General features: G+C 35.6%; 22 protein-coding genes. 15 read left to right on the top strand and 7 right to left on the bottom strand.

All coding sequences use genetic code 11. The features are described from left to right. From ACYVEC_RS19800 to srtB, 5 genes are all read left to right on the top strand, one after another. On the top strand, positions 1-1,272 hold a 1,272-nt coding region (locus ACYVEC_RS19800), incomplete at its 5' end, for an NEAT domain-containing protein (protein WP_460507995.1). A 69-nt stretch (positions 1,273-1,341) separates the two neighbouring features. After that, positions 1,342-2,223 carry a heme ABC transporter substrate-binding protein IsdE gene (gene isdE / locus ACYVEC_RS19795; RefSeq protein ID WP_063224756.1) on the top strand — a complete coding sequence of 294 codons (882 nt, stop codon included), beginning with the start codon at positions 1,342-1,344 and terminating at the stop codon, positions 2,221-2,223. A gap of 27 nt (positions 2,224-2,250) precedes the next feature. Next, on the top strand, positions 2,251-3,234 hold the full coding sequence (locus ACYVEC_RS19790) for a FecCD family ABC transporter permease (protein ID WP_063224757.1): 984 nt from the start codon (positions 2,251-2,253) through the stop codon (positions 3,232-3,234). Continuing rightward, on the top strand, positions 3,224-3,994 hold the full coding sequence (locus ACYVEC_RS19785; RefSeq protein ID WP_063224758.1) for an ABC transporter ATP-binding protein: 771 nt from the start codon (positions 3,224-3,226) through the stop codon (positions 3,992-3,994). The genes ACYVEC_RS19790 and ACYVEC_RS19785 overlap by 11 nt, the downstream gene beginning before the upstream one ends. A gap of 31 nt (positions 3,995-4,025) precedes the next feature. Continuing rightward, positions 4,026-4,790, top strand: a complete 765-nt coding sequence (srtB, locus tag ACYVEC_RS19780; protein WP_460507990.1) for a class B sortase — start codon at positions 4,026-4,028, stop codon at positions 4,788-4,790. Positions 4,791-4,858: 68 nt separating this feature from the next. Here the strand turns inward: srtB and isdG are convergent, their stop codons facing one another. Beyond that, positions 4,859-5,182: a heme oxygenase gene (gene isdG, locus ACYVEC_RS19775; RefSeq protein ID WP_060632463.1), complete on the bottom strand. Its 324-nt coding sequence runs from the start codon at positions 5,180-5,182 to the stop codon at positions 4,859-4,861. A 293-nt stretch (positions 5,183-5,475) separates the two neighbouring features. Here isdG and ACYVEC_RS19770 point away from each other — a divergent pair, with 293 nt between their 5' ends. Next, a complete protein-coding gene (locus ACYVEC_RS19770; protein WP_460507987.1) occupies positions 5,476-6,675 on the top strand; it encodes a class I SAM-dependent rRNA methyltransferase in 1,200 nt (399 codons plus the stop codon). A gap of 39 nt (positions 6,676-6,714) precedes the next feature. Here the strand turns inward: ACYVEC_RS19770 and ACYVEC_RS19765 are convergent, their stop codons facing one another. Then, a complete protein-coding gene (locus tag ACYVEC_RS19765; RefSeq protein ID WP_001014310.1) occupies positions 6,715-6,909 on the bottom strand; it encodes a YwbE family protein in 195 nt (64 codons plus the stop codon). After that, the gene (locus ACYVEC_RS19760; protein WP_063224760.1) at positions 6,910-7,083 is read right to left on the bottom strand and encodes a hypothetical protein; all 174 of its coding nucleotides are present in this window, start codon (positions 7,081-7,083) and stop codon (positions 6,910-6,912) included. Between the two features lie 168 nt (positions 7,084-7,251). Between ACYVEC_RS19760 and ACYVEC_RS19755 the strand changes: the two genes are divergently transcribed. The 7 genes from ACYVEC_RS19755 to ACYVEC_RS19725 all read left to right on the top strand — a co-directional run bounded on the left by ACYVEC_RS19755 (position 7,252) and on the right by ACYVEC_RS19725 (position 12,452). Further along, positions 7,252-7,944 carry a response regulator transcription factor gene (locus ACYVEC_RS19755; protein WP_063224761.1) on the top strand — a complete coding sequence of 231 codons (693 nt, stop codon included), beginning with the start codon at positions 7,252-7,254 and terminating at the stop codon, positions 7,942-7,944. A 1-nt stretch (position 7,945) separates the two neighbouring features. Further along, positions 7,946-8,881, top strand: coding sequence for a HAMP domain-containing histidine kinase (locus ACYVEC_RS19750; RefSeq protein ID WP_063224762.1), 936 nt, complete (start codon positions 7,946-7,948; stop codon positions 8,879-8,881). A gap of 125 nt (positions 8,882-9,006) precedes the next feature. Beyond that, positions 9,007-9,930, top strand: a complete 924-nt coding sequence (locus tag ACYVEC_RS19745; protein WP_063224763.1) for an ABC transporter ATP-binding protein — start codon at positions 9,007-9,009, stop codon at positions 9,928-9,930. After that, on the top strand, positions 9,923-10,084 hold the full coding sequence (locus ACYVEC_RS19740) for a hypothetical protein (RefSeq protein WP_162840214.1): 162 nt from the start codon (positions 9,923-9,925) through the stop codon (positions 10,082-10,084). The genes ACYVEC_RS19745 and ACYVEC_RS19740 overlap by 8 nt, the downstream gene beginning before the upstream one ends. A gap of 34 nt (positions 10,085-10,118) precedes the next feature. After that, complete coding sequence (locus tag ACYVEC_RS19735; RefSeq protein WP_063224764.1) at positions 10,119-10,823, top strand: ABC transporter permease; 705 nt, start codon at positions 10,119-10,121, stop codon at positions 10,821-10,823. A 34-nt stretch (positions 10,824-10,857) separates the two neighbouring features. Further along, a complete protein-coding gene (locus ACYVEC_RS19730; protein ID WP_063224765.1) occupies positions 10,858-11,730 on the top strand; it encodes a DUF4097 family beta strand repeat-containing protein in 873 nt (290 codons plus the stop codon). A 26-nt stretch (positions 11,731-11,756) separates the two neighbouring features. After that, positions 11,757-12,452 (top strand): ABC transporter permease, encoded by a 696-nt coding sequence (locus tag ACYVEC_RS19725; RefSeq protein ID WP_063224766.1) that lies wholly within the window; start codon positions 11,757-11,759, stop codon positions 12,450-12,452. A gap of 62 nt (positions 12,453-12,514) precedes the next feature. Here ACYVEC_RS19725 and ACYVEC_RS19720 read toward each other — a convergent pair whose 3' ends face one another. The 4 genes from ACYVEC_RS19720 to ACYVEC_RS19705 form a co-directional block, all read right to left on the bottom strand. Continuing rightward, positions 12,515-12,847 carry a YfjL-like protein gene (locus ACYVEC_RS19720; protein ID WP_016109156.1) on the bottom strand — a complete coding sequence of 111 codons (333 nt, stop codon included), beginning with the start codon at positions 12,845-12,847 and terminating at the stop codon, positions 12,515-12,517. A 136-nt stretch (positions 12,848-12,983) separates the two neighbouring features. After that, the gene (locus tag ACYVEC_RS19715; RefSeq protein WP_063224767.1) at positions 12,984-13,487 is read right to left on the bottom strand and encodes a DinB family protein; all 504 of its coding nucleotides are present in this window, start codon (positions 13,485-13,487) and stop codon (positions 12,984-12,986) included. A 113-nt stretch (positions 13,488-13,600) separates the two neighbouring features. Further along, a complete protein-coding gene (gene fhuB / locus ACYVEC_RS19710) occupies positions 13,601-15,637 on the bottom strand; it encodes a Fe(3+)-hydroxamate ABC transporter permease FhuB (protein ID WP_460507977.1) in 2,037 nt (678 codons plus the stop codon). Positions 15,638-15,644: 7 nt separating this feature from the next. Beyond that, on the bottom strand, positions 15,645-16,619 hold the full coding sequence (locus ACYVEC_RS19705; protein ID WP_063224769.1) for an ABC transporter substrate-binding protein: 975 nt from the start codon (positions 16,617-16,619) through the stop codon (positions 15,645-15,647). 448 nt (positions 16,620-17,067) lie between these two features. On the opposite strand from ACYVEC_RS19705, the gene ACYVEC_RS19700 reads away from it, so the two are divergent. Then, the gene (locus ACYVEC_RS19700) at positions 17,068-18,033 is read left to right on the top strand and encodes a collagen-like protein (protein WP_142332793.1); all 966 of its coding nucleotides are present in this window, start codon (positions 17,068-17,070) and stop codon (positions 18,031-18,033) included. A 189-nt stretch (positions 18,034-18,222) separates the two neighbouring features. Then, entirely contained in the window at positions 18,223-19,908 is a 1,686-nt protein-coding gene (locus tag ACYVEC_RS19695; RefSeq protein WP_063224770.1) for a long-chain-fatty-acid--CoA ligase, read from the top strand. Positions 19,909-20,003 lie beyond the last annotated feature (95 nt).

Below are 20,003 nucleotides of genomic sequence, written 5' to 3'. Positions count from 1 at the left end.
AACCAAGGCGGAAACGATAATCAAGGCGGAAACGACAACCAAGGCGGAAACGGCAACCAAGGTGGAAACGGCAACCAAGGTAATAACACAACCATTGATCCAAAAGCTCTTAAAGATGGTGAATACAGCATTGGTTTTAAAGTTTTAAAAGATCAAACAGACGAAATTTCAATCATGAACACATATACAAAGAGTCCAGCTGTACTAAAAGTGAAAGATGGTAAGAAGTATGTATCGTTTACATTAACGAATAGTGCATGGATTACAAAATTTGAGTTTGAGAAGAATGGCTCTTTTGTTAACGCAAAAGTGTTAAGTGAGAATAAAGAGCAAAATACAAAAGTAGTAGAGTTAGAAGTAGATGATTTAGCTAAAAAATTAAATGCAAAAGTAAAAGTAGATATTGATGCAATGAATTATCACCATTTCTACGATGTTCAATTTGTATTTGATGAAGGTAGCATCAAGTTTTTAGGTAACAATCAAGGCGGTAATGAGGATCAAAGTGTAAACAATGATCAAGGTGGAAGTAATATTCAAGGTGAAAACAACGGCAAAGGTGGAAATAATAACCAAGGCGTAATCAATAATCAAGGTGGAAATGATACACCGAAAGTAAAAGTTGATCCGAGAAATTTAATAGATGGTCAATATGATATTCCATTTAAAGTGTTAAAAGATAAAACAAATGAACTTTCAAAGATGCATGACTATACTGTACATCCAGCAAAATTAATCGTTAAAGATGGTAAAAAGTACATTGAGATGACGTTGAAAAATAGTGCATGGATTACGAAATTCCAAACAGAAAATAACAGTCTTTTTGCTGATGCGAAAGTAGTAAGCGAAGATAAAAATGCAAATACGAGAGTAGTGCATTTTGAAGTAAGTGATTTGTTTGCAAAATTAAATGCAAAAGTAAAAGTTGATATCAATGAAATGAACTACCATCATTTCTACGATGTCCAAATTCAATTTGATACAAATAATATTGGTGCATTAGGAACGATTAAAGAGGATCCAAAAAAAGATCCGAAAAATAATCCGAATAATCCAGTGATTACACCGAAAGTAGATAATGTAAAAACAGTAGGTACTCCTGATTTTAACCGAAATGCAGATGGTAAGAAGAAAAACGAAGCTACAGGTAATGGTGAGAAAAAAGAGAAAAATTCAAAAACTGCAGATACAGCACAACTTGGTTTATACATGGTGCTACTGCTAGGGTCACTTGCTTTATTAGTTCGTAAATATAGAGCTGGTAGATTGTAATTTTTGGAGTCTTGATGCGTGTTCGCGTGCATCAAGACTTGTTTCATATTGTTTGGAAAGGAGTGGTGATTGAGAGTGAAGAAAATCGCAAGTGTACTAATGGCTATCATTCTGTTAATAAGTATAGCTGGGTGCTCATCACCAAAAAAAGAAACAGCGAAGCAGGTAAAGAGTGATAGTAAAGAGCGAATTGTTGCAACGACAGTCGCTGTTACTGAAATTATGGACGCGTTAGAAGTAGATTTAGTTGGTGTTCCAACAAGTACGAAAGATTTACCAAAGAGATATAAAGGTTTACCAGAAGTCGGGAATCCGATGAGTCCTGATATGGAAAAGGTAAAATCATTAAAGCCGTCAGAAGTATTATCTGTGACAACACTTGAATATGAATTAAAGCCAGTTTTTGATGGTGTAGGTATGAAAGCGAACTTTGTAGACTTAACTAGTTTAAAAAACATGCAAAATTCCATTAGTAATTTAGGTAAGCAATATGGACGTGAAAAACAGGCTGAAGTCGTTGTTACGAAGTTAGATAACAAGGTTGCAGAGATTAAAAAAGCAGTAAAGGGAAAGAAAGAACCGACAGTGCTTATTTTATTAGGTGTACCGGGGAGTTATTTGGTAGCAACAGAGCATTCTTATATTGGAGATTTAGTGAAACAATTAGGTGGCAAAAACATCGTACAAGGTGAGCAAGTAGAGTATTTAGCTTCTAATACAGAGTATTTAAAAAAAGCAGATCCAGACATTATTTTACGAGCAGCGCATGGTATGCCTGATGAAGTTGTAAAAATGTTTGATAAAGAATTTAAAACAAATGATATTTGGAAACACTTCGCTGCAGTTAAAAATAATCGTGTTTACGATTTAGAAGAGCGTTTATTTGGAACGACAGGGAATTTAGAAGCAACAGAAGCGTTAGATGAATTGAAGAAAATGATGTATCCGTGATGCATTTTAATATAAAGGAAGAGTGGAATGAATAAAAAAACTTGGAGTTTCTTCATTGTTACTGTATTGCTTATTGTTATGACATCATTGTCAGCAATGAAAGGGAGTTTAGAAATAGGGATAGTGGACCTTGTACAAGGGATATTTACAGGGGCCAATGAAGATGTTGAAGTCATTAAAGATTTACGTTTCCCGCGTATTATTATTGCGCTGTTCACTGGGGCGGCTCTTGCCGTTTCGGGTGTGCTTTTTCAAGCTGTTATGAAAAATCCACTCGCTGATGCTGGAGTGATTGGTATATCTTCAGGAGCAAGTTTTATGACACTTGTTATTATTACGTTATTCCCGCAATTCTTTTTCTGGACACCGATATTCGCCTTTTTAGGTGGTGCGTTTGCATGTTATCTCGTTTATGCATTTTCGTGGAAGTCGGGGTTAAGTCCACTTCGCATTATTTTAGTTGGTATAGCTATTAATGCGATGTTCACTGGATTAAATGAATCGTTCATTACGATTTGCGGATATTTCATTAAGAGTATTAAGCAAACGACGACTTCTAATATAACGATGAAGACGTGGGGCGATGTAGAAATAATGGTTACGTATGGAACAATTGGTCTTATTCTTGCACTGTTTGTAGGAGCTTGGTGTAACTTATTATCGCTACAAGATAAGACTGCGAAAAACTTAGGTCTGCACGTGACGAGAGTTCGTCTTATTATCTCTGCTATTGCAGTACTCTTAGCAGCAGTATCAACAGCGATTGCAGGTGTTATTGCTTTCGTAGGATTACTCGTTCCGCACATTTCAAGACAACTAGTCGGTTCAGATCATAAAGTATTAATTCCATTTTCTGCTCTTGCAGGAGCGTTATTAATTTTGACGGCGGATACGATTGGAAGGTTAATTGTGCCACCTAACGAAATTCCAGCAGCGACGATTATGGCAGTTATTGGTGGCCCATTCTTAATATTCTTGCTTAGAAAGAGTGATAAAGTTCATGGAAATTAAAAATGTAACCTTTTCGTATGATAATGTAACGGATCGATTAAAGTCGGTTAGTAGTGAAATAGAGATTGGTAAAATTACAACAATTATTGGTCCAAACGGTTGCGGGAAATCGACATTACTTGGCGTGATGTCAAGAAATCACGATCCTCGTAGCGGAGAGGTAATACTGGATGGGAAGGCCATTAGCCAATATAAACCGAAAGAGTTTGCTAGAAAGTTAGCCGTTGTCCATCAACAAAATGAAGCACCGGCAGATATGACGGTAGAAAAATTAACAAGTTTTGGTCGTATGCCTCATAAAAATGTTTTTTCCTCGCAAACCAATGAAGATAGAGAAGCGATCGAAAGGGCTTTAGCATGTACGAATTTGCTAAGTAAACGTGATAAAGAGATTCATGCGTTATCTGGCGGAGAAAGACAACGTGTTTGGATTGCTATGACGTTAGCTCAGAAAACACCAATGCTCTTTTTAGATGAACCGACAACCTATTTAGATATTTATTATCAACTCGAAATCTTAGAGCTAGTAAAAGAGTTAAATGAAGTACATGGATTGACGATTGTTATGGTATTACACGATATTAATCAGGCGATTCGCTATAGTGATCATATCATTGTTATGAAAGACGGCGAAATTGTTACGAAAGGTAAGCCAAATGATGTTGTGACAGAAAGTATGATAAAGACGATATACGGTGTAGATGTCGTTGTAAAGCAAGATGAAGATACAGGGTTGTATATGGTCCCAATGGGTATTTAAATATGCGAACAATCCGTTTTGAGGTGATAATTTGAGTAGTAAAAAAGAACGGAAGAAGAATTCTTTTTTTCAACGAATACTTACAGTTGTTTTTTTAGGTACCTTTTTCTATTCAGTATATGAATTAGGTGATATTTTCATGGATTACTATGAAAATCGTAAAGTAATGGCCGAAGCACAAAACATTTATGAAAAAAGTCCGATGGAAGAGCAATCACAAGACGGGGAAGTACGTAAACAGTTCAAGGCTCTGCAGCAAATTAACCAAGAAATAGTTGGATGGGTTACGATGGATGATACACAAATTAATTATCCAATCGTTCAAGCGAAAGACAATGATTACTATTTATTTCGTAATTATAAAGGTGAAGAAATGAGAGCAGGAAGCATCTTTATGGACTATCGTAATGATGTGAAATCTCAAAATCGAAATACTATTTTATATGGTCATCGTATGAAAGATGGTTCTATGTTTGGAAGTTTAAAGAAAATGTTAGATGAAGAGTTCTTCATGTCGCATCGTAAATTATATTACGATACATTATTTGAAGGATATGATCTTGAAGTGTTCTCGGTGTATACAACAACAACTGATTTTTATTACATTGAAACGGATTTTAGCAGTGATACGGAATACACATCATTTTTGGAGAAAATTCAAGAAAAATCGTTGTACAAAACGGATACAAAATTGACAGCAAGTGATCAAATCGTAACACTTTCGACGTGTGACTATGCACTCGATCCGGAAGCAGGAAGGTTAGTCGTGCATGCGAAACTAGAAAAAAGACAGTAAATAAAAAAGTATAGAATATGAGAGGTGGTAACGCTTCTCGTATTCTATACTTTAAAAAAGAAATATGTTTACTGTGCTGCAGCCATTGGCATACGTACAACTTCAACATTGTAGTAAGTGATTTTATTATCAAGAATATAATCTGGCATCCCGCCTTGATGTGAGTGAGCATCTTTAAATGCTGAGCTCTTCGTCCAACCTTGGAAATCTTCTTTTGCATTCCAACGTGTGCTAATTGTTACTTCATCATAATCAACTGTATTTTGCGTTAAAAGAACTTCTAAACCTAAAAAGCCTGGCATCGTTTCGACTTGACCTACTTTATTAAAACGTTCAATTAATTTATGTCCATTTCCCTTTGTAATTTTAGCTGTATTTGTAACAATAATCATGTTTATTCCTCCTATAAATATTGCCTTTGTTTTCGAGAACTCATATACATTAAATGATAATGAAAATCATTATCATTGTCAATGGTAAATGTAAAATAAATAAGTTTTTTTATTGTTTTGGACAGTAAGATTTCCATTTCAAAATGTAGTAAATATATGGTGGTTAAGCGAGAGAATGAGCGAGTTGTACTAGCAAAGCAATAATATGGTATAGTGAAACGAGGCTGTTTTTCAGTCTCGTTTTTGAAATGCTTCCTATAGAGAAAGCATGCAAATGGAAAGGAAGTTATTATATGCGATCAGAAGTAACTGTAAAAATAAAACCGAAATTTATAAAAGAAATTAAAAGTGGATATCCGCTTATTTTAAAAGATGCAATTCAAAATTTAAATGACGTCCGTGAAGAAGGGACAATCATCAAAGTAGTAGATGAGAAGAACAACTTTGTCGGAAAAGGTTATTATGGAAAACAAAATAAAGGATACGGCTGGATTTTAACGAGAAAAGAGAGTGAACAAATTAATCAATCTTTCTTTGAAAGTAAAATAAAATCTGCCTTACATAAACGAAAACAATTTTACAAATCAAATGATACGACAGCATTCCGTGTCTTAAATGGCGAAGGTGATGGTCTTGGAGGCTTAATCATCGATTATTATGACGGTTATTATGTAGTGAGCTGGTATAGTGAAGGAATCTATACTTTCAGAGATGAAATCATAGCAGCTCTTCAAAAAGTAGCAAACTTTAAAGGTATTTATGAGAAAAAGCGTTTTGATACGAAAGGGAAATACATTGAAGGTGATGATTTCGTAGCAGGAGAGCGCGGGGAGTTCCCACTTATCGTAAAAGAGAATGGTGCGAACTTTGCGGTGTATTTAAACGACGGAGCGATGGTTGGTGTATTTTTAGATCAGCGTAACGTTCGAAAACAAATTCGTGATAAGTATGCGAAGGGAAGAACAGTGCTAAATATGTTCTCTTATACAGGTGCTTTCTCTGTATTTGCAGCCCTTGGTGGAGCGAGTAAAACGACGAGTGTCGACCTTGCAAATCGTAGTTTAAGTAAAACGATTGAGCAGTTTAGTGTAAATGAAGTTGATTATGAAGCGCAAGACATTATCGTAGAAGATGTATTTCTTTACTTCAAATATGCAGCTAAGAAAAAGATGAAATTTGATATGGTCGTACTTGACCCTCCAAGCTTTGCGCGTTCAAAAAAATATACATTTAGTGCAGCGAAAGATTATAAAAATTTATTAAAAGAAACAATTGCCATTACAGAAAATAACGGAATTATCGTTGCTTCTACAAATTGTAGCGCATTCGATATGAAAAAGTTTAAATGCTTTATCGATACAGCATTTAAAGAAATGAATGGAAAATATAAAATATTAGAAGAACATTCTTTACCAGAAGATTTCCGTACAATCGATCAATTTAAAGAAGGAGACTATTTAAAGGTAGTTTTCATCGAGAAAATTAAAGGGTAATAAAGAAAAAGGAGCTCGAGTTTACTTGAGCTCCTTTTCTTATTGAACGATATTTTGTACTCTACCGACTTGCCCGTCCTGCAATCGCACTTTAATGCCATGCGGATGAGAAGGAGAGTTCGTTAAAATATCTTTTACAATTCCACGTGTTAATTTGCCGGTACGTTGATCTTGTTTTAATACAATATCAACTTCAAGGCCGGGTGCGATATTAGAACGTTTTTGTCCGTTCATTTATACACCTGTACGTCTACGTTGGTTGTTTGTTTTTTTCGTTTGTTGGTTTTGCAATTTTTTTGTTTCTTGGCTTTGGTTCGTATTATTTAAGTTATTTCCATTTCCTTGCTTTTTCTTTGCAAGTTGTTCACGCATTAAATCAGCTAAGCTTACTTTTTTGTTTTCTGACATGATAAGTCTCCTTTATATAAAGTTAATTATGAACAATCGTAGTGAATTTCATCATATCATTGTTAAGGAAGGAAGGGAAGTTGGTTTGAAAATTCATATATTTGTTTCAAGTCTGTAGTAGTTACGATACAATTGAATTGTTAACGTTTGTAAAAAGGGGATAGACATATGTCACATCATATTTTATTAGTTGAAGATGATCGCTCAATTCAAGAGATGGTGGAAAAGTATTTAATAAAAGAGGGCTTTCAAGTTACAATCGCATCTGATGGAGAAGAAGGCGTGAACACATATTTAAAAGGTTCATTTGATTTGATTATCCTCGACATTATGATGCCAAAGCTAGATGGCTTAGAGGTTGTGCGTATCATTCGTGAAAAAAGTGCGGTTCCGATATTAATGATGTCAGCAAAAGATACAGATGTTGATAAAGCTGTTGGATTAGGACTTGGAGCAGATGATTACATTTGTAAGCCATTTTCTATGATTGAATTGGCGGCGCGTGTAAAAGCAGGTATTCGAAGATCTACGAAATATTCGACTACAGAAACAACAGAAAAGATGATTCAAATTGGTGATTTAACAATCGATCCAATTAATTTTACTGTGGAAAAAAATAGGAAGCCTCTCAAGCTTACTTTAAAAGAATTTGAGATTCTAAAACTGTTTGTAAAGAATCAAAATCGTGTATTTACAAAAGCACAAATATATACGCTAGTTTGGAACGAAGAGTATTATGGTGACGATAACGTTATTAATGTTCATATGAGAAGATTGCGTGAGAAAATCGAAAGTGATCCATCTAATCCAGAATACATTAAAACGTTATGGGGTATCGGTTATAAGTTGGAAGTGATGTAATATGGTCAATTTGTTAATAGGTATTATTTTTATATTGTTATGTGTCATTTACATACAGTATAAAATGAGAAAAAATAGTAGTAAAAATTTACGATACACATATGAAAAGTTAGAAAGTATTGTAAATGAAAAAACCGGCGAGAAGTTACTCGTTATGACAGATGATCTAGAATTGCAAAAATTATTAGTGGCAATTAATGAATTGTTAGATGCAAAACAGAAAACGAATGCAGATCATGCAAAAGTAGAAATTTCGATGAGAAAAATGCTTTCAAATATTTCACATGATTTAAAGACGCCACTAACAGTTATTCTTGGATATACAGAAATGTTAAATAAGGATAAAACGATAAGTAAAGAAGAACAACAAATATTACTTGAAAAAGTGCGTGTGAAAACACTAGAAGTAATGGAATTGATTCATAAGTTTTTTGATTTAGCAAAGTTAGAATCTGGTGACAAGGCAATCGAAATGACAAAAGTAAATATGAATGAAGTTTGTCGTGAGAAGATTTTATCTTTTTATGATTTAGTGACGGCAAAAGGTTTTCATGTTCATATTGATATACCAGAAAGAAATATATATGCACTTGGAAATGTAGAAGTATTAGGCAGGGTATTGAATAATTTAATATCAAATGCGATTACATATGGAGACGATGGAAAGACACTTGGTATGATGTTAAGAGATGATGAAACGAATGTGTATATAGACGTATGGGACAAAGGAAAAGGAATTGATGAGTCTCATATTGATAAAGTGTTTGAGCGTATGTACACACTTGAAGATTCAAGAAATAGATTGTACCAAGGAAGCGGTTTAGGGTTAACGATTACGAAAAGGCTTGTGGAAGCGATGGATGGAAAAATTCATCTTTCTAGTAAGCCGTATGAAAAAACAATTTTTACAGTTGTATTAAAAAAGATGCAGTTTTAGCTTGTAGAGAAGTAGATTCTACAAGCTTTTTTGCAGCGTAAGGAATTTGTAAGAAACGGGTAAGAAAAAAGAGATTTCCGTTGTCTATTATAGAAATATAAAGTAGTGCGAAAGGGGTAAGTGACGTGACATATATATTAAAAACGAACCAGCTGACAAAAGTGTTTAAAGGGAAAGAAGTTATTTCTAGCGTTAACATGCATGTGAAAAAAGGAGAGATATACGGTTTCTTAGGACCCAATGGTGCTGGTAAAACAACGATTATGAAAATGATTACAAATTTAATAAAACCGACGAGTGGTGATATTGAAATTTTCGGTGAGAAGTTAATAGACACATCGTATGAAGTATTAAAAAGAATGGGGACAATTATTGAATATCCAATCTTTTATGATAAATTAACGGCGAAAGAAAACTTAGAATTACATTGTGAATATATGGGTTATTACGATAAAAACGCAATTAATCATGCTTTACATTTAGTAAAACTGCAAGGAATAGATAATAAAAAAGTAAAAGATTTTTCATTAGGAATGAAACAACGACTCGGTATTGCAAGGGCAATTGTAACGAAGCCAGAATTACTCATTTTAGACGAACCCATAAACGGTTTAGATCCAATTGGTATTAAAGAGTTACGAGACTTATTTAAAATGCTCTGCAAAGAATATGGCATTACATTATTAGTTTCTAGTCATATTTTAGGTGAGATGGAACTAATGGCGGATACAATTGGTGTAATTCAAAATGGAAAACTAATAAAAGAAGTTTCAATGAAGAGTATTAACGGAAAACAAACAGAGTACATTGAAATTACTGTTCCTGATGTGAAGCGTGCAGCTTACATTTTAGAAGATAAACTCGGCATAAAAAATTATAAAATAATGAGCGGAAATATGATTCGTGTGTATGATACGGCAGTGTCTCAGCAGGCCATTTCAAAAGCACTTATTATGAACGATGTGGAAATTGAAAGTATAAATAAGAAACATAGTTCCTTAGAAGAGTATTTCTTAAATGTAATGGATGGAGAGGGCATTCATGCTTAATGGATTGTTAGTGAATCTAGTAAGTGGATTGATCGTAATGTTCATAAGTGGGATTTTATATTATAGGAAACCAGAGCGGAAATGGTTGTTAATTCTATTAGTGATAGGAATGTTAAGCGTAATTACTGCTGGAATTAGAATGTTAACAGCGTAGAGAGAGTTATATAAAGAATGGAGGCGTGGTTTATATGTTTAAATTAATGAAACTCGAATGGAAAAAACATAAATTATCTAGTTATTTTAAAGGAGTAGCGATTTGTATTATAGCAATTTTTGCTGCGATAAGTCTTATGGCATGGGGGTCTAAAGTAGAGGGTGATTTGATGTTCTCTAACTATATGGAATACATGTCTTTAGCAAATATTCTTATTAGAATTACATTTATTATTTTTGCATCGGTTATTTTATCACGTTTAGTGATTGATGAATACAAGAACAAAACAATACAGCTACTATTTATGTACCCACTGCAAAGGAAAATGCTAATGAGAGCGAAATTAGCAATTGTTTTTAGTTTTTGCTTTGTGAGCACGATAATCGCAACATTCATTATTAGTTTGCTCATGTTCTGTATGAATCCAATAATGGGACTACTTGAAACGCCTGTTACGATGGGGGAAATAATAGCTATCGTTCCAGCTACTTTTATAAGTGCATTTATGATATCTGGTATTAGTTTAATTCCTTTATTTTTTGGGATGAGAAAGAAATCAACACCGACAACGATTACTTCTGCAGTAATAATTGGGATGATGACGAACAGTAACGTTGGTCCTGGAAACGGTCAAGTAAGTATGTATGATTTTATAGCTATCCCAATAGTGCTCTGTTTATTAGGAATTTTCATTAGTTATCTATCGTATCGTAAAATCGACAAGATCGATGTGGCGTGAAGCAAGCTTAAAACAACAACGAACTGGGGTATGAATGGTGAAAAAAATAATAGTAATTGCAATATTATTCATTACAATTGCTAGTATGTTTTTTGGTTTTAAGGTATTTCAGGGGAAAGATTTTAAGAAAGAAAAGTCTTTTGAGATAAATAATATAAAAGAAATAGAAGTAGACAATGAAAACTGGGATATTGAATTTAAAAGTACAGACTCTAATAAAATAGTAATTTCCGTCCAAGGTCAACAAGTAGATAAAGAGATAGATCCCGTCAAAATAGAAAATGACAAAAATAAAATTGTGATTAAGCAAAAACAAAAGGTGACCAGTGTTTTTAATGGTTTTACGTTTAGGAAGAAAAATAGTATATCTATAGCTATTCCGAAGAAAGAAATAGATAAAATTGTATTAAATAATAAATCGGGTGATGTGAAAATAAGAGATATAGTAGTAAAAAATATCGTGACAAAAGGCAAGTCTGGAGATGCAATGATTACAGGATTATCGGCAGAGAAGAGTGAGTTCATATCCGAAAGTGGAGATTTAATGTTAAAAGATAGTTCATTACAAGAAGTAAATATAACTTCTACTACTGGCGGTAATTATGTAAAAAATGTAAAAAACGAAAATATGAACATTACTTCAACATCTGGGGAAGTATTACTAAAAGATATGACAGAAGGAAAATCATTATTTATAGAAACAAAATCAGGAGATATTGGCGTACGGTATAAAGGTGTTCCGGCATCATTGAAACTTACGGCTAAAAGTAATTCGACTGACGTAATGATAGATTTAAAAGGACTTAAGAAAGATAAAAATACAGAAAAGATAAAAGAAGGAACTATTGGTGATGCAAAAAACGAAGCGAAGATTTTAAGTGAAACAGGAGTCATTTATATTGATTAAGTCTTATGAGAAAGGAGGACACTATCATGCTACGTTTAATGAAGCTAGAACTGAAGAAGTTTAAGCTTGGATGGTATGTGAGGGGAGCGATTATTGCAAATCTTGTTATACTGGCATTCTTGATCTTTGTTAGCATCGTTTCTCAAATAGAAGGAGATCCTGAAATAAGAGATCCGCAGATGATTTTGTTAATGGCTAGTACAGTAGTAAGAGCAACATTTATTGTTTTTGGTAGTGTATTAATCGCAAGGTTAATAATTGGTGAATATAAAAATAATACAATACTAATCATGTTTTCTTATCCTATTAACCGAAAGAAAATGATGGCTAGTAAGTTGGCTATTACAGCGATAGTAACATTTATAACAGTTATTGTATCTAACATTTTAGTAGTAGGAGTTTTCTTTGGGATAGATAGCTATTTTTCAATTATTCCTAATTCATTCACAGTAGATCAATTGATGCAAGAAGGAATAAAACTGATTCCTTTAGCCATTGCAACTGCGGGAATGAGTTTAATCCCATTATATTTCGGAATGCGTAAACGTTCAGTGCCAACTACAATTGTTTCATCTCTTATCATTGTCTCAATTGCAATGAATGACAACCCAATGTTTCCTATAGCAACTTTTCTTCCCCTTCAACTAGCATTGGCAGCAATTGGAGTTGTGATTGCATATTACGGAATTAAAAATATAGAGAAGGAAGATATAACTGTATGATAAGAATACGTAAAAAGAGTTGGCGTCACACCAACTCTTTTTTGTATATGTATGCTTCGTTACTACTCTGTAAATTTAGAGTGTGTGCTTAAATACTCTTGCACTCCTGGAGAAATGTTAAAGTTATTAGGACTTTTATATTCGATAGTAAACTCTCCGTCGGTACTTGTTTCAAAGGAGATTGCATAGCTATTCATTTTAGCATCGTAAGAAGTATTTTTGACTTCCGCATCTAGATTAAAGTATTTTGTAATATACTCTTTTGATTCAGTAATTGCTGCTTGTTTTCCCCAAGGGGTACCATAATAGGTGAAATAAAGAGATACACTAATAACTCCAATAATAGAAGTTAGTAAAATAGTTCCCATAGCTATTTTTTTATTTTTTGTATTCAATTTGGTTACTCCTCTTCATAATATGTATTCATTTTAACCTATCTTTTCCATAAAACAACCATTTAGAAAAAATAGTTTCACATGAAACAAGTTACAGAAAAAGACAAGATTTGTAAACATCTTGTCTTTTTTGTTGTTACATTTTAGGAGCTTCCATTCCAGCGGCAGTCCATTCTTCTTTTGCAGGACCATATACGCCAGGAACTGTTAAGCCAGCTTGCCTCATTAAAACCGTCATTTGTCCGCGGTGGTGATTTTGATGATTAATAAGTGTCATTAAAAATATAGAATTCGGCATAGGACGACCAAAGAAGTCATTAATAGTTGCTAAATCTTGATCAGTCCATTCGCTTTGAAGTGCTTCAACAAAAGCCGCATTCACTTTACGATACTCATCAGCGATTGTTTTAGCTGAAGTTGGAACAGGATAATCTTTCGTTTCCCCTTCAAATTTAAGTCCCGTACCAGATAGTATAACTGGAATTGCCGTCACGATATGCCAAGCAACTCTGCCTAACGTCCAGTGCCCAGGTGCGATTTCTTTTGACAAAGATTCATCTGTTAGTACATCGAGCATCTTTTGAGTAGACTCAGCCTCGTATGTCCATGATTGCAAGAAGCCTTCAATAGTTTGATACATATTTATCCCCCCTAGTTATGTTCAAAGGTTAAATTCGTGAAAAAAAGATAGTTTCCTTTAGGCTTATGAGAATGAATTAAAAAAAGAGGCTTCTCACATAAGAAGCCTCTTTTTTAATTAACCTTCTTCCCACTCTTCCTCATTAACCATAAGAAATAAGGTGCTCCAAGTACAGCAACGACAAGACCAGAAGGGATTTCTTTCGGGTATGCAATTGTTCGTCCTAGTAAGTCAGCAATGGAAAGAAGGATTGCTCCAAACAGTGCTGAACAAACGAAGAGTCTTTGGTGATTCATTCCAACAACGATTCGCGCTAAGTGTGGTGCGACAAGGCCTAAAAAGGCAATTGTACCGACAGCTGCGATATTTACAGATGCAAGTAGTGTTGCTAACACAATGAGGGCAAGGCGCGTTTTATTTACTGGTTGCCCGAGTCCAGTTGCTAAATCGTCTCCAAGTACGAGAACATCAAGTTGTTTTATTAAGAAAAAGATAATGAGTACGAGAATAAGTGATGGATATAGAATGATATTTTCTAAGTGATTCCATCCTCTTGCATACGTACTACCTGATAGCCATGTTAAACCGGCAGCAACGTTCAAATTTGCTCTAACGATAAAGATTTGAATAATCGCTGAGCCGAGAGCTGAAATACCGATTCCTATTAAAGCCAGAGCTGTTGGGCTAAATCCTGATTTCCATGAGAAGAAGAGGACAATTCCAACTGCAAGTAATCCGCCGATAAATGCACCAATTGGTAGGAAGAAACCAGGAAGTGCAGGAAAGACATACATAATAGTTAAAGCACCAACACCAGCTCCCGATGAAATGCCAATAATAGAAGGATCGGCGAGTGGGTTTCGTAATATACCTTGGAAAACAAGCCCGCTTATTGCAAGGCAAGCGCCAGCAATAGCAGCAACGAGCATTCTTGGTAAACGAAGGTTCATCATCATATTTTTATCAAATTGCGTTAATTGCCCTGATATAACATTTGTAATGCTTTCGATATAAGCGTTACTACCGATTGTAACACCAAGAGCAATCGTCACAATACAAAGTGTGATAGATATAATGATTACCTTTTTATAAGAGTAATAGCGAGAACTAGCTCCAGCAGCATTCGCACCGTTATCATTCATATAGTGTATCGACTTCATCATTCGATACACTAAGTAAATAAGCCAAGGCGATCCAATCATTGCCGTGACTGCCCCAACAGGAAGTTCTGCACCGGTTGGATCTATTAATCTACCGACAACATCTGCTCCAAGTAATAATACTGCTCCCCATAAGAAGGAAGAGAGAAGAAGAGTAAGGTGTTGGCGGTATCCGATCAGGCGCATTAAATGAGGGGCAACTAAGCCGACAAAACCGATTGGTCCAACAACAGTAACAATTACTGCTGTTAAAAAGATTGCAGCAATGAAGGCGATAAGACGTGTTACCGCTGTTTTTTCGCCAAGAGAAACAGCAACATCATCACCGAGTAAGAGAATGTTGAGTTTACGAGACATAAATAGTAAAACTAGGAAAGAAATAATGATAAATGGAAAAGCAAATTGAACGCCATCCCAGTTATTTTGAATAAGAGAGCCAGCTCCCCATAAAAATAAACCAGCTGTTTCATTTTCATAGAAAAGTTGCATCGTTCCAGTAAAGGCAGAAAGCATTAATGTAACGACCATACCAGCTAGTGCCATTCTAAGTGGAGTTCCCTTTTTTCCACCAGAAATACGGTATACAAATAAAGCAGTAATAGCACCACCGATAAATGTGAAAAGAAGTGAGTTAATTTGCAGACCTTTCGGTAAGAAAATTGTAGCCGCTACTAGAAAGAAATATGCACCAGAGTGAATACCCATTGTACTGGATTCAGCAAGTGGATTTTTCGTTAACGTTTGTAAAATGACCCCAGATGCAGCAAGAGCACCTCCAGCTAAAATGGCAATTACAGCTCTAGGTAATCGAAGCATGATTAAAGTTTGATGCTCTAGCGATTGGTTCGGTGAGATAAGAGCATCAATAATCATACTATAGGAAATATTTGCTTGACCTTGTCCGATATGAATAAAGAAAAGGAGGAGCAAGAGAGCTGCTCCTCCTCCGAATACAAGACTTGCTCGAAGTGTATGTTGTAAGCTATTCATCGTGTAATCACTTCTTCGCTGTCATTACATCTGCTACTTGTGTTGCTAAAGATTTTGCAGACTCAGGACCACCGAAAATCCAAGTGTCGCCTTTTAATTTATACATTTTGTTTTCTTTTTTGAACTTTAATTCTTCCCAAGCAGGATTGCCTTTTAGTTTCGTGTCAAAAATGTTATCTTCATCCGCTACAATGTAAATGAAGTTTGAATCTTGTACACTTTGTAATGATTCTACAGTTGTTTGTTTGAAACCATCTGCCTCTGATTTACCCGCTTCAAAAGTGTTTGTTAAACCTAATTTTTTTGTAACTTGTAAAGCTGTAGAATTGTCAGTTAAGATGCGGAATGTTGGCACGTTTTTAGCAGTAAATGCTTGTGCCATTGCGATGTTTTTATCTTTTAAGCCTGCTTTGTCAATTTTTGCTTTTGCATCAGCGAATGCTTTATCCATATCAGCTAATACTTTTTTACCTTCTTCTTCTTTTCCGACAGCTGTTGCGATTTGTTTAAATGTTTCTGTCATTTCAGCAAAGTGATCGTTATTGCTTGTTGATGGATCGAACATAACTGTAGGAGCGATTTGTTCTAATTCATTTTTAATTGCTTTACCACGGAATGAAGCTGTGATAATTAAATCTGGTTTTAGACGGCTAATTTCCTCTAAGTTTGGTTGTTGACGTGTCCCTACATCTACAACATCTTTACCTGGTTTTGTTTCTGTATTTACCCATTTATTATAATTCTTAATGTCTGCCATCCCTACTGGCTGAACACCAAGTGCTAATAAGTCTTCTGAATATACCCACTCAAGTACAACAACTTTTTTCGCTGGTTTATCTAATTTTGTTTCCCCCTCAGCGTGTTTAATTGTTATAGCTTGTTTCTTAGCGTCTGTCTTTGTTTCTTTTTTCTCCTCTTTTTGCTGTCCACATCCAACAGCGAATAGAAGAACTACTATGAAAATACTGAGAATTTTCTTCATCTTCTGCCCCCAAATTAAGTGTTTTTTGTAACTAGCACCATAAGTGAAAATGGTTATCAATTACAACACCAAAATCATACTATGAGGATATTTTAAGTGTCAATATTTTTTTAAAATTTTGACGAAAAACAACAAATTATACGGATTTTTATATATCATGGTCGCTATTTAGGAAGAATAAGCCTCTTTACTAAAAAATTGGAGAATATAGGGAGTTTAAATGGGAACTTGGCTGTGTACGAAAGCGTAATATGTGTGGTTAATCATCTGTGGAGATGGGGCGAAAGTACAAGCAAAAAGAGTGAGAATCGCATGTAATAGTTACTAGAATGTATGGAATAAATCTGTGTTTATCCCCACTAGGCAAAGTATGTCTTTGTTATTTAGATAGTTGTTTTCTAACTCGTTGATTGTACTTAAAAGATCGAATGTAAAGGAAGTGATCAACATGTCTTTATGGAGTAATAATATAAATGGATATTGTGGGTGTAATAATCAAAATGGTGTACATGTTGATTCATGCTGTTTTAGTTGCGATGGGACAGTTCCTAAGCTGGGCCCAACAGGTCCGACGGGTCCAACGGGCGACACAGGCCTAACAGGAGCAACGGGTCCGACAGGTGATACAGGCCTAACAGGAGCAACGGGTCCAACGGGCGACACAGGCCCAACAGGAGCGACGGGTCCGACAGGTGATACAGGCCTAACAGGAGCAACGGGTCCGACAGGTGATACAGGCCCAACAGGAGCAATGGGTCCAACAGGGGCGACGGGAATAACAGGGGCAACGGGTTCAACAGGAGCGACGGGAATAACAGGAGCAACGGGTCCGACAGGTGATACAGGCCCAACAGGAGCAACGGGTCCAACAGGGGCGACGGGAATAACAGGAGCAACGGGTCCAACAGGAGCGACGGGAATAACAGGGGCAACGGGTTCAACAGGAGCGACGGGAATAACAGGCTCAACAGGGCCAACAGGTGAAACTGGAGCAACTGGTACAAGTATAACGGCGACGTATGCATTTGCAAATAATACGTCGGGGACAGCAATATCGGTACTTCTTGGTGGAACGAATGTCCCGCTTCCAAATAATCAAAACATTGGTCCCGGAATTACTGTGTCTGGGGGAAATACGGTATTTACGGTTGCAAATGCTGGGAATTATTATATTTCATATACAATTAACATAACAGCTTCGTTATTAGTAAGTTCACGAATTACAATTAATGGTGCACCCCTTGCTGGGACTATCAATTCTCCTGCATTAGCGACCACATCGTTTAGTGCAACAATTATTACCACTCTTGCGGCTGGAAGTGCTATTAGTTTGCAACTATTTGGTTTGTTAGCTGTTGCAACATTATCAACAACTACACCAGGAGCTGTGTTAACGATAATAAGATTAAGCTAAATAATAACTCTCTTACTCTTTGAAGATTAGGAGAGTTTCTACATATAATAAGAAGTTAATGAAGTAAAGCATAGTTATATAAAAGTCAGAATATTATGATTGTAACGTTATGGCGACTATAATATAATGAAAACAACCATCATGAATGAACATTCATTTATTTTTTATGTATTTGAAGGGGGAATGAAGGTGGAAAAACCATGGTTGAAAAGTTATCCAGAGGAGATTCCGAGTACGATTTCTTATGATATTCAGCCGCTTCATAGATATGTAGAACAGATGGCTTCTCGCTATCCAGAAAAGAAAGCGCTTCACTTTTTAGGGAAGGATATTACATTTTCAGACTTCCACGATAAGGTGAAGAGGTTTGCAAATTATCTCCAAAAGCTCGGTGTGGAAAAGGGTGATCGAGTTGCTATTATGTTGCCGAACTGTCCACAAGCTGTAATTGGCTATTACGGTACATTACTTGCGGGAGGTATCGTAGTACAAACAAATCCACTGTATACAGAAAGAGAATTAGAATACCAGCTTCATGATTCGGGAGCAAAAGTAATTCTTTGTCTCGATTTAGTGTTTCCAAGAGTAACGAATGTTCAATCTGCTACAAAAATTGAACATATTATCGTAACCCGTATTGCGGACTTTTTACCCTTCCCTAAAAATCTATTGTATCCATTTGTGCAGAAAAAACAGTCGAATTTAGTTGTGAAAGTATCAGAGAGTGAAACGACTCATCTTTGGAACTCAGTAGAAAAAGAAGTGAATACGGATGTTGAAGTGCCTTGTGATCCTGAAAATGATCTCGCTCTTTTACAGTACACAGGAGGAACAACTGGATTTCCGAAAGGAGTTATGTTAACGCATAAAAACCTTGTTTCTAACACGTTGATGGGGGTTCACTGGTTATATAATTGCAAAGAAGGAGAAGAAGTTGTTCTTGGAGTTCTTCCGTTTTTCCACGTATACGGCATGACGGCTGTCATGAATTTGAGTGTTATGCAAGGATACAAAATGGTTCTGATTCCAAAGTTTGATATGAAAATGGTTTTTGAAGCGATTAAGAAGCATAAAGTGACATTGTTCCCAGGGGCACCAACTATTTATATCGCTCTTTTAAATAGCTCACTTTTAAAACAATACGATATCTCTTCCATTCGTGCTTGTATTAGTGGATCAGCACCACTTCCAGTAGAAGTACAGGAAAAGTTTGAAACAGTTACAGGTGGTAAACTAGTAGAGGGATACGGTTTAACAGAATCATCTCCGGTTACACATAGTAATTTTTTATGGGAAAAGCGAGTACCAGGTAGTATTGGAGTTCCATGGCCAGATACAGAAGCAATAATTATGTCGCTTGAAACTGGTGAGGCATTACCTCCAGGTGAAATTGGTGAAATAGTTGTTAAAGGCCCTCAAATTATGAAAGGATATTGGAATAAGCCAGAGGAAACAGCAGCTGTATTGCAAGATGGCTGGCTTCATACAGGGGATGTTGGTTACATGGATGAAGATGGATTCTTCTATGTGAAAGATCGTAAGAAAGATATGATTGTTGCTAGCGGTTTTAACGTATATCCTCGTGAAGTAGAAGAAGTGTTATATGAACATGAAAAGGTGCAAGAAGTAGTGACAATCGGTGTTCCAGATCCGTACCGAGGAGAGACGGTTAAAGCATTTGTTGTGTTAAAAGAAGGTGCGGAGTGTTCAGAGGAAGAATTAAACCAGTTTGCACGTAAATATTTAGCAGCCTATAAAGTGCCTAAAGTATATGAATTTAGAGATGAACTGCCGAAAACGACAGTCGGAAAAATCTTGCGACGTGTCCTAATTGATGAAGAAAAAAGAAAGAATGAGGATGAGCAAACGGGCTAAGGCCCTTTCTTTTTGAAAAAATAGGATTGACACTTTTCTAAATAGTCAGTATTATAAGAATATGAATGACTATTCATTCAGTCATCTTCTTGAAG

The sequence above is a fragment of the Bacillus sp. MN7755 genome, assembly GCF_054771475.1.
Note: the sequence above shows the minus strand (reverse complement) of the source record. Positions and strands in the feature narration are given on the sequence as shown.

Coding starts and splice junctions, on each gene's coding strand:
- ACYVEC_RS19790 (WP_063224757.1), top strand. CDS start 2,251: ATGAATAAAAAAACTTGGAGTTTCTTCATTGTTACTGTATTGCTTATT.
- ACYVEC_RS19785 (WP_063224758.1), top strand. CDS start 3,224: ATGGAAATTAAAAATGTAACCTTTTCGTATGATAATGTAACGGATCGA.
- isdG (WP_060632463.1), bottom strand. CDS start 5,182: ATGATTATTGTTACAAATACAGCTAAAATTACAAAGGGAAATGGACAT.
- ACYVEC_RS19770 (WP_460507987.1), top strand. CDS start 5,476: ATGCGATCAGAAGTAACTGTAAAAATAAAACCGAAATTTATAAAAGAA.
- ACYVEC_RS19765 (WP_001014310.1), bottom strand. CDS start 6,909: ATGAACGGACAAAAACGTTCTAATATCGCACCCGGCCTTGAAGTTGAT.
- ACYVEC_RS19760 (WP_063224760.1), bottom strand. CDS start 7,083: ATGTCAGAAAACAAAAAAGTAAGCTTAGCTGATTTAATGCGTGAACAA.
- ACYVEC_RS19755 (WP_063224761.1), top strand. CDS start 7,252: ATGTCACATCATATTTTATTAGTTGAAGATGATCGCTCAATTCAAGAG.
- ACYVEC_RS19750 (WP_063224762.1), top strand. CDS start 7,946: ATGGTCAATTTGTTAATAGGTATTATTTTTATATTGTTATGTGTCATT.
- ACYVEC_RS19740 (WP_162840214.1), top strand. CDS start 9,923: ATGCTTAATGGATTGTTAGTGAATCTAGTAAGTGGATTGATCGTAATG.
- ACYVEC_RS19735 (WP_063224764.1), top strand. CDS start 10,119: ATGTTTAAATTAATGAAACTCGAATGGAAAAAACATAAATTATCTAGT.
- ACYVEC_RS19730 (WP_063224765.1), top strand. CDS start 10,858: ATGGTGAAAAAAATAATAGTAATTGCAATATTATTCATTACAATTGCT.
- ACYVEC_RS19725 (WP_063224766.1), top strand. CDS start 11,757: ATGCTACGTTTAATGAAGCTAGAACTGAAGAAGTTTAAGCTTGGATGG.
- ACYVEC_RS19715 (WP_063224767.1), bottom strand. CDS start 13,487: ATGTATCAAACTATTGAAGGCTTCTTGCAATCATGGACATACGAGGCT.
- fhuB (WP_460507977.1), bottom strand. CDS start 15,637: ATGAATAGCTTACAACATACACTTCGAGCAAGTCTTGTATTCGGAGGA.
- ACYVEC_RS19705 (WP_063224769.1), bottom strand. CDS start 16,619: ATGAAGAAAATTCTCAGTATTTTCATAGTAGTTCTTCTATTCGCTGTT.
- ACYVEC_RS19700 (WP_142332793.1), top strand. CDS start 17,068: ATGTCTTTATGGAGTAATAATATAAATGGATATTGTGGGTGTAATAAT.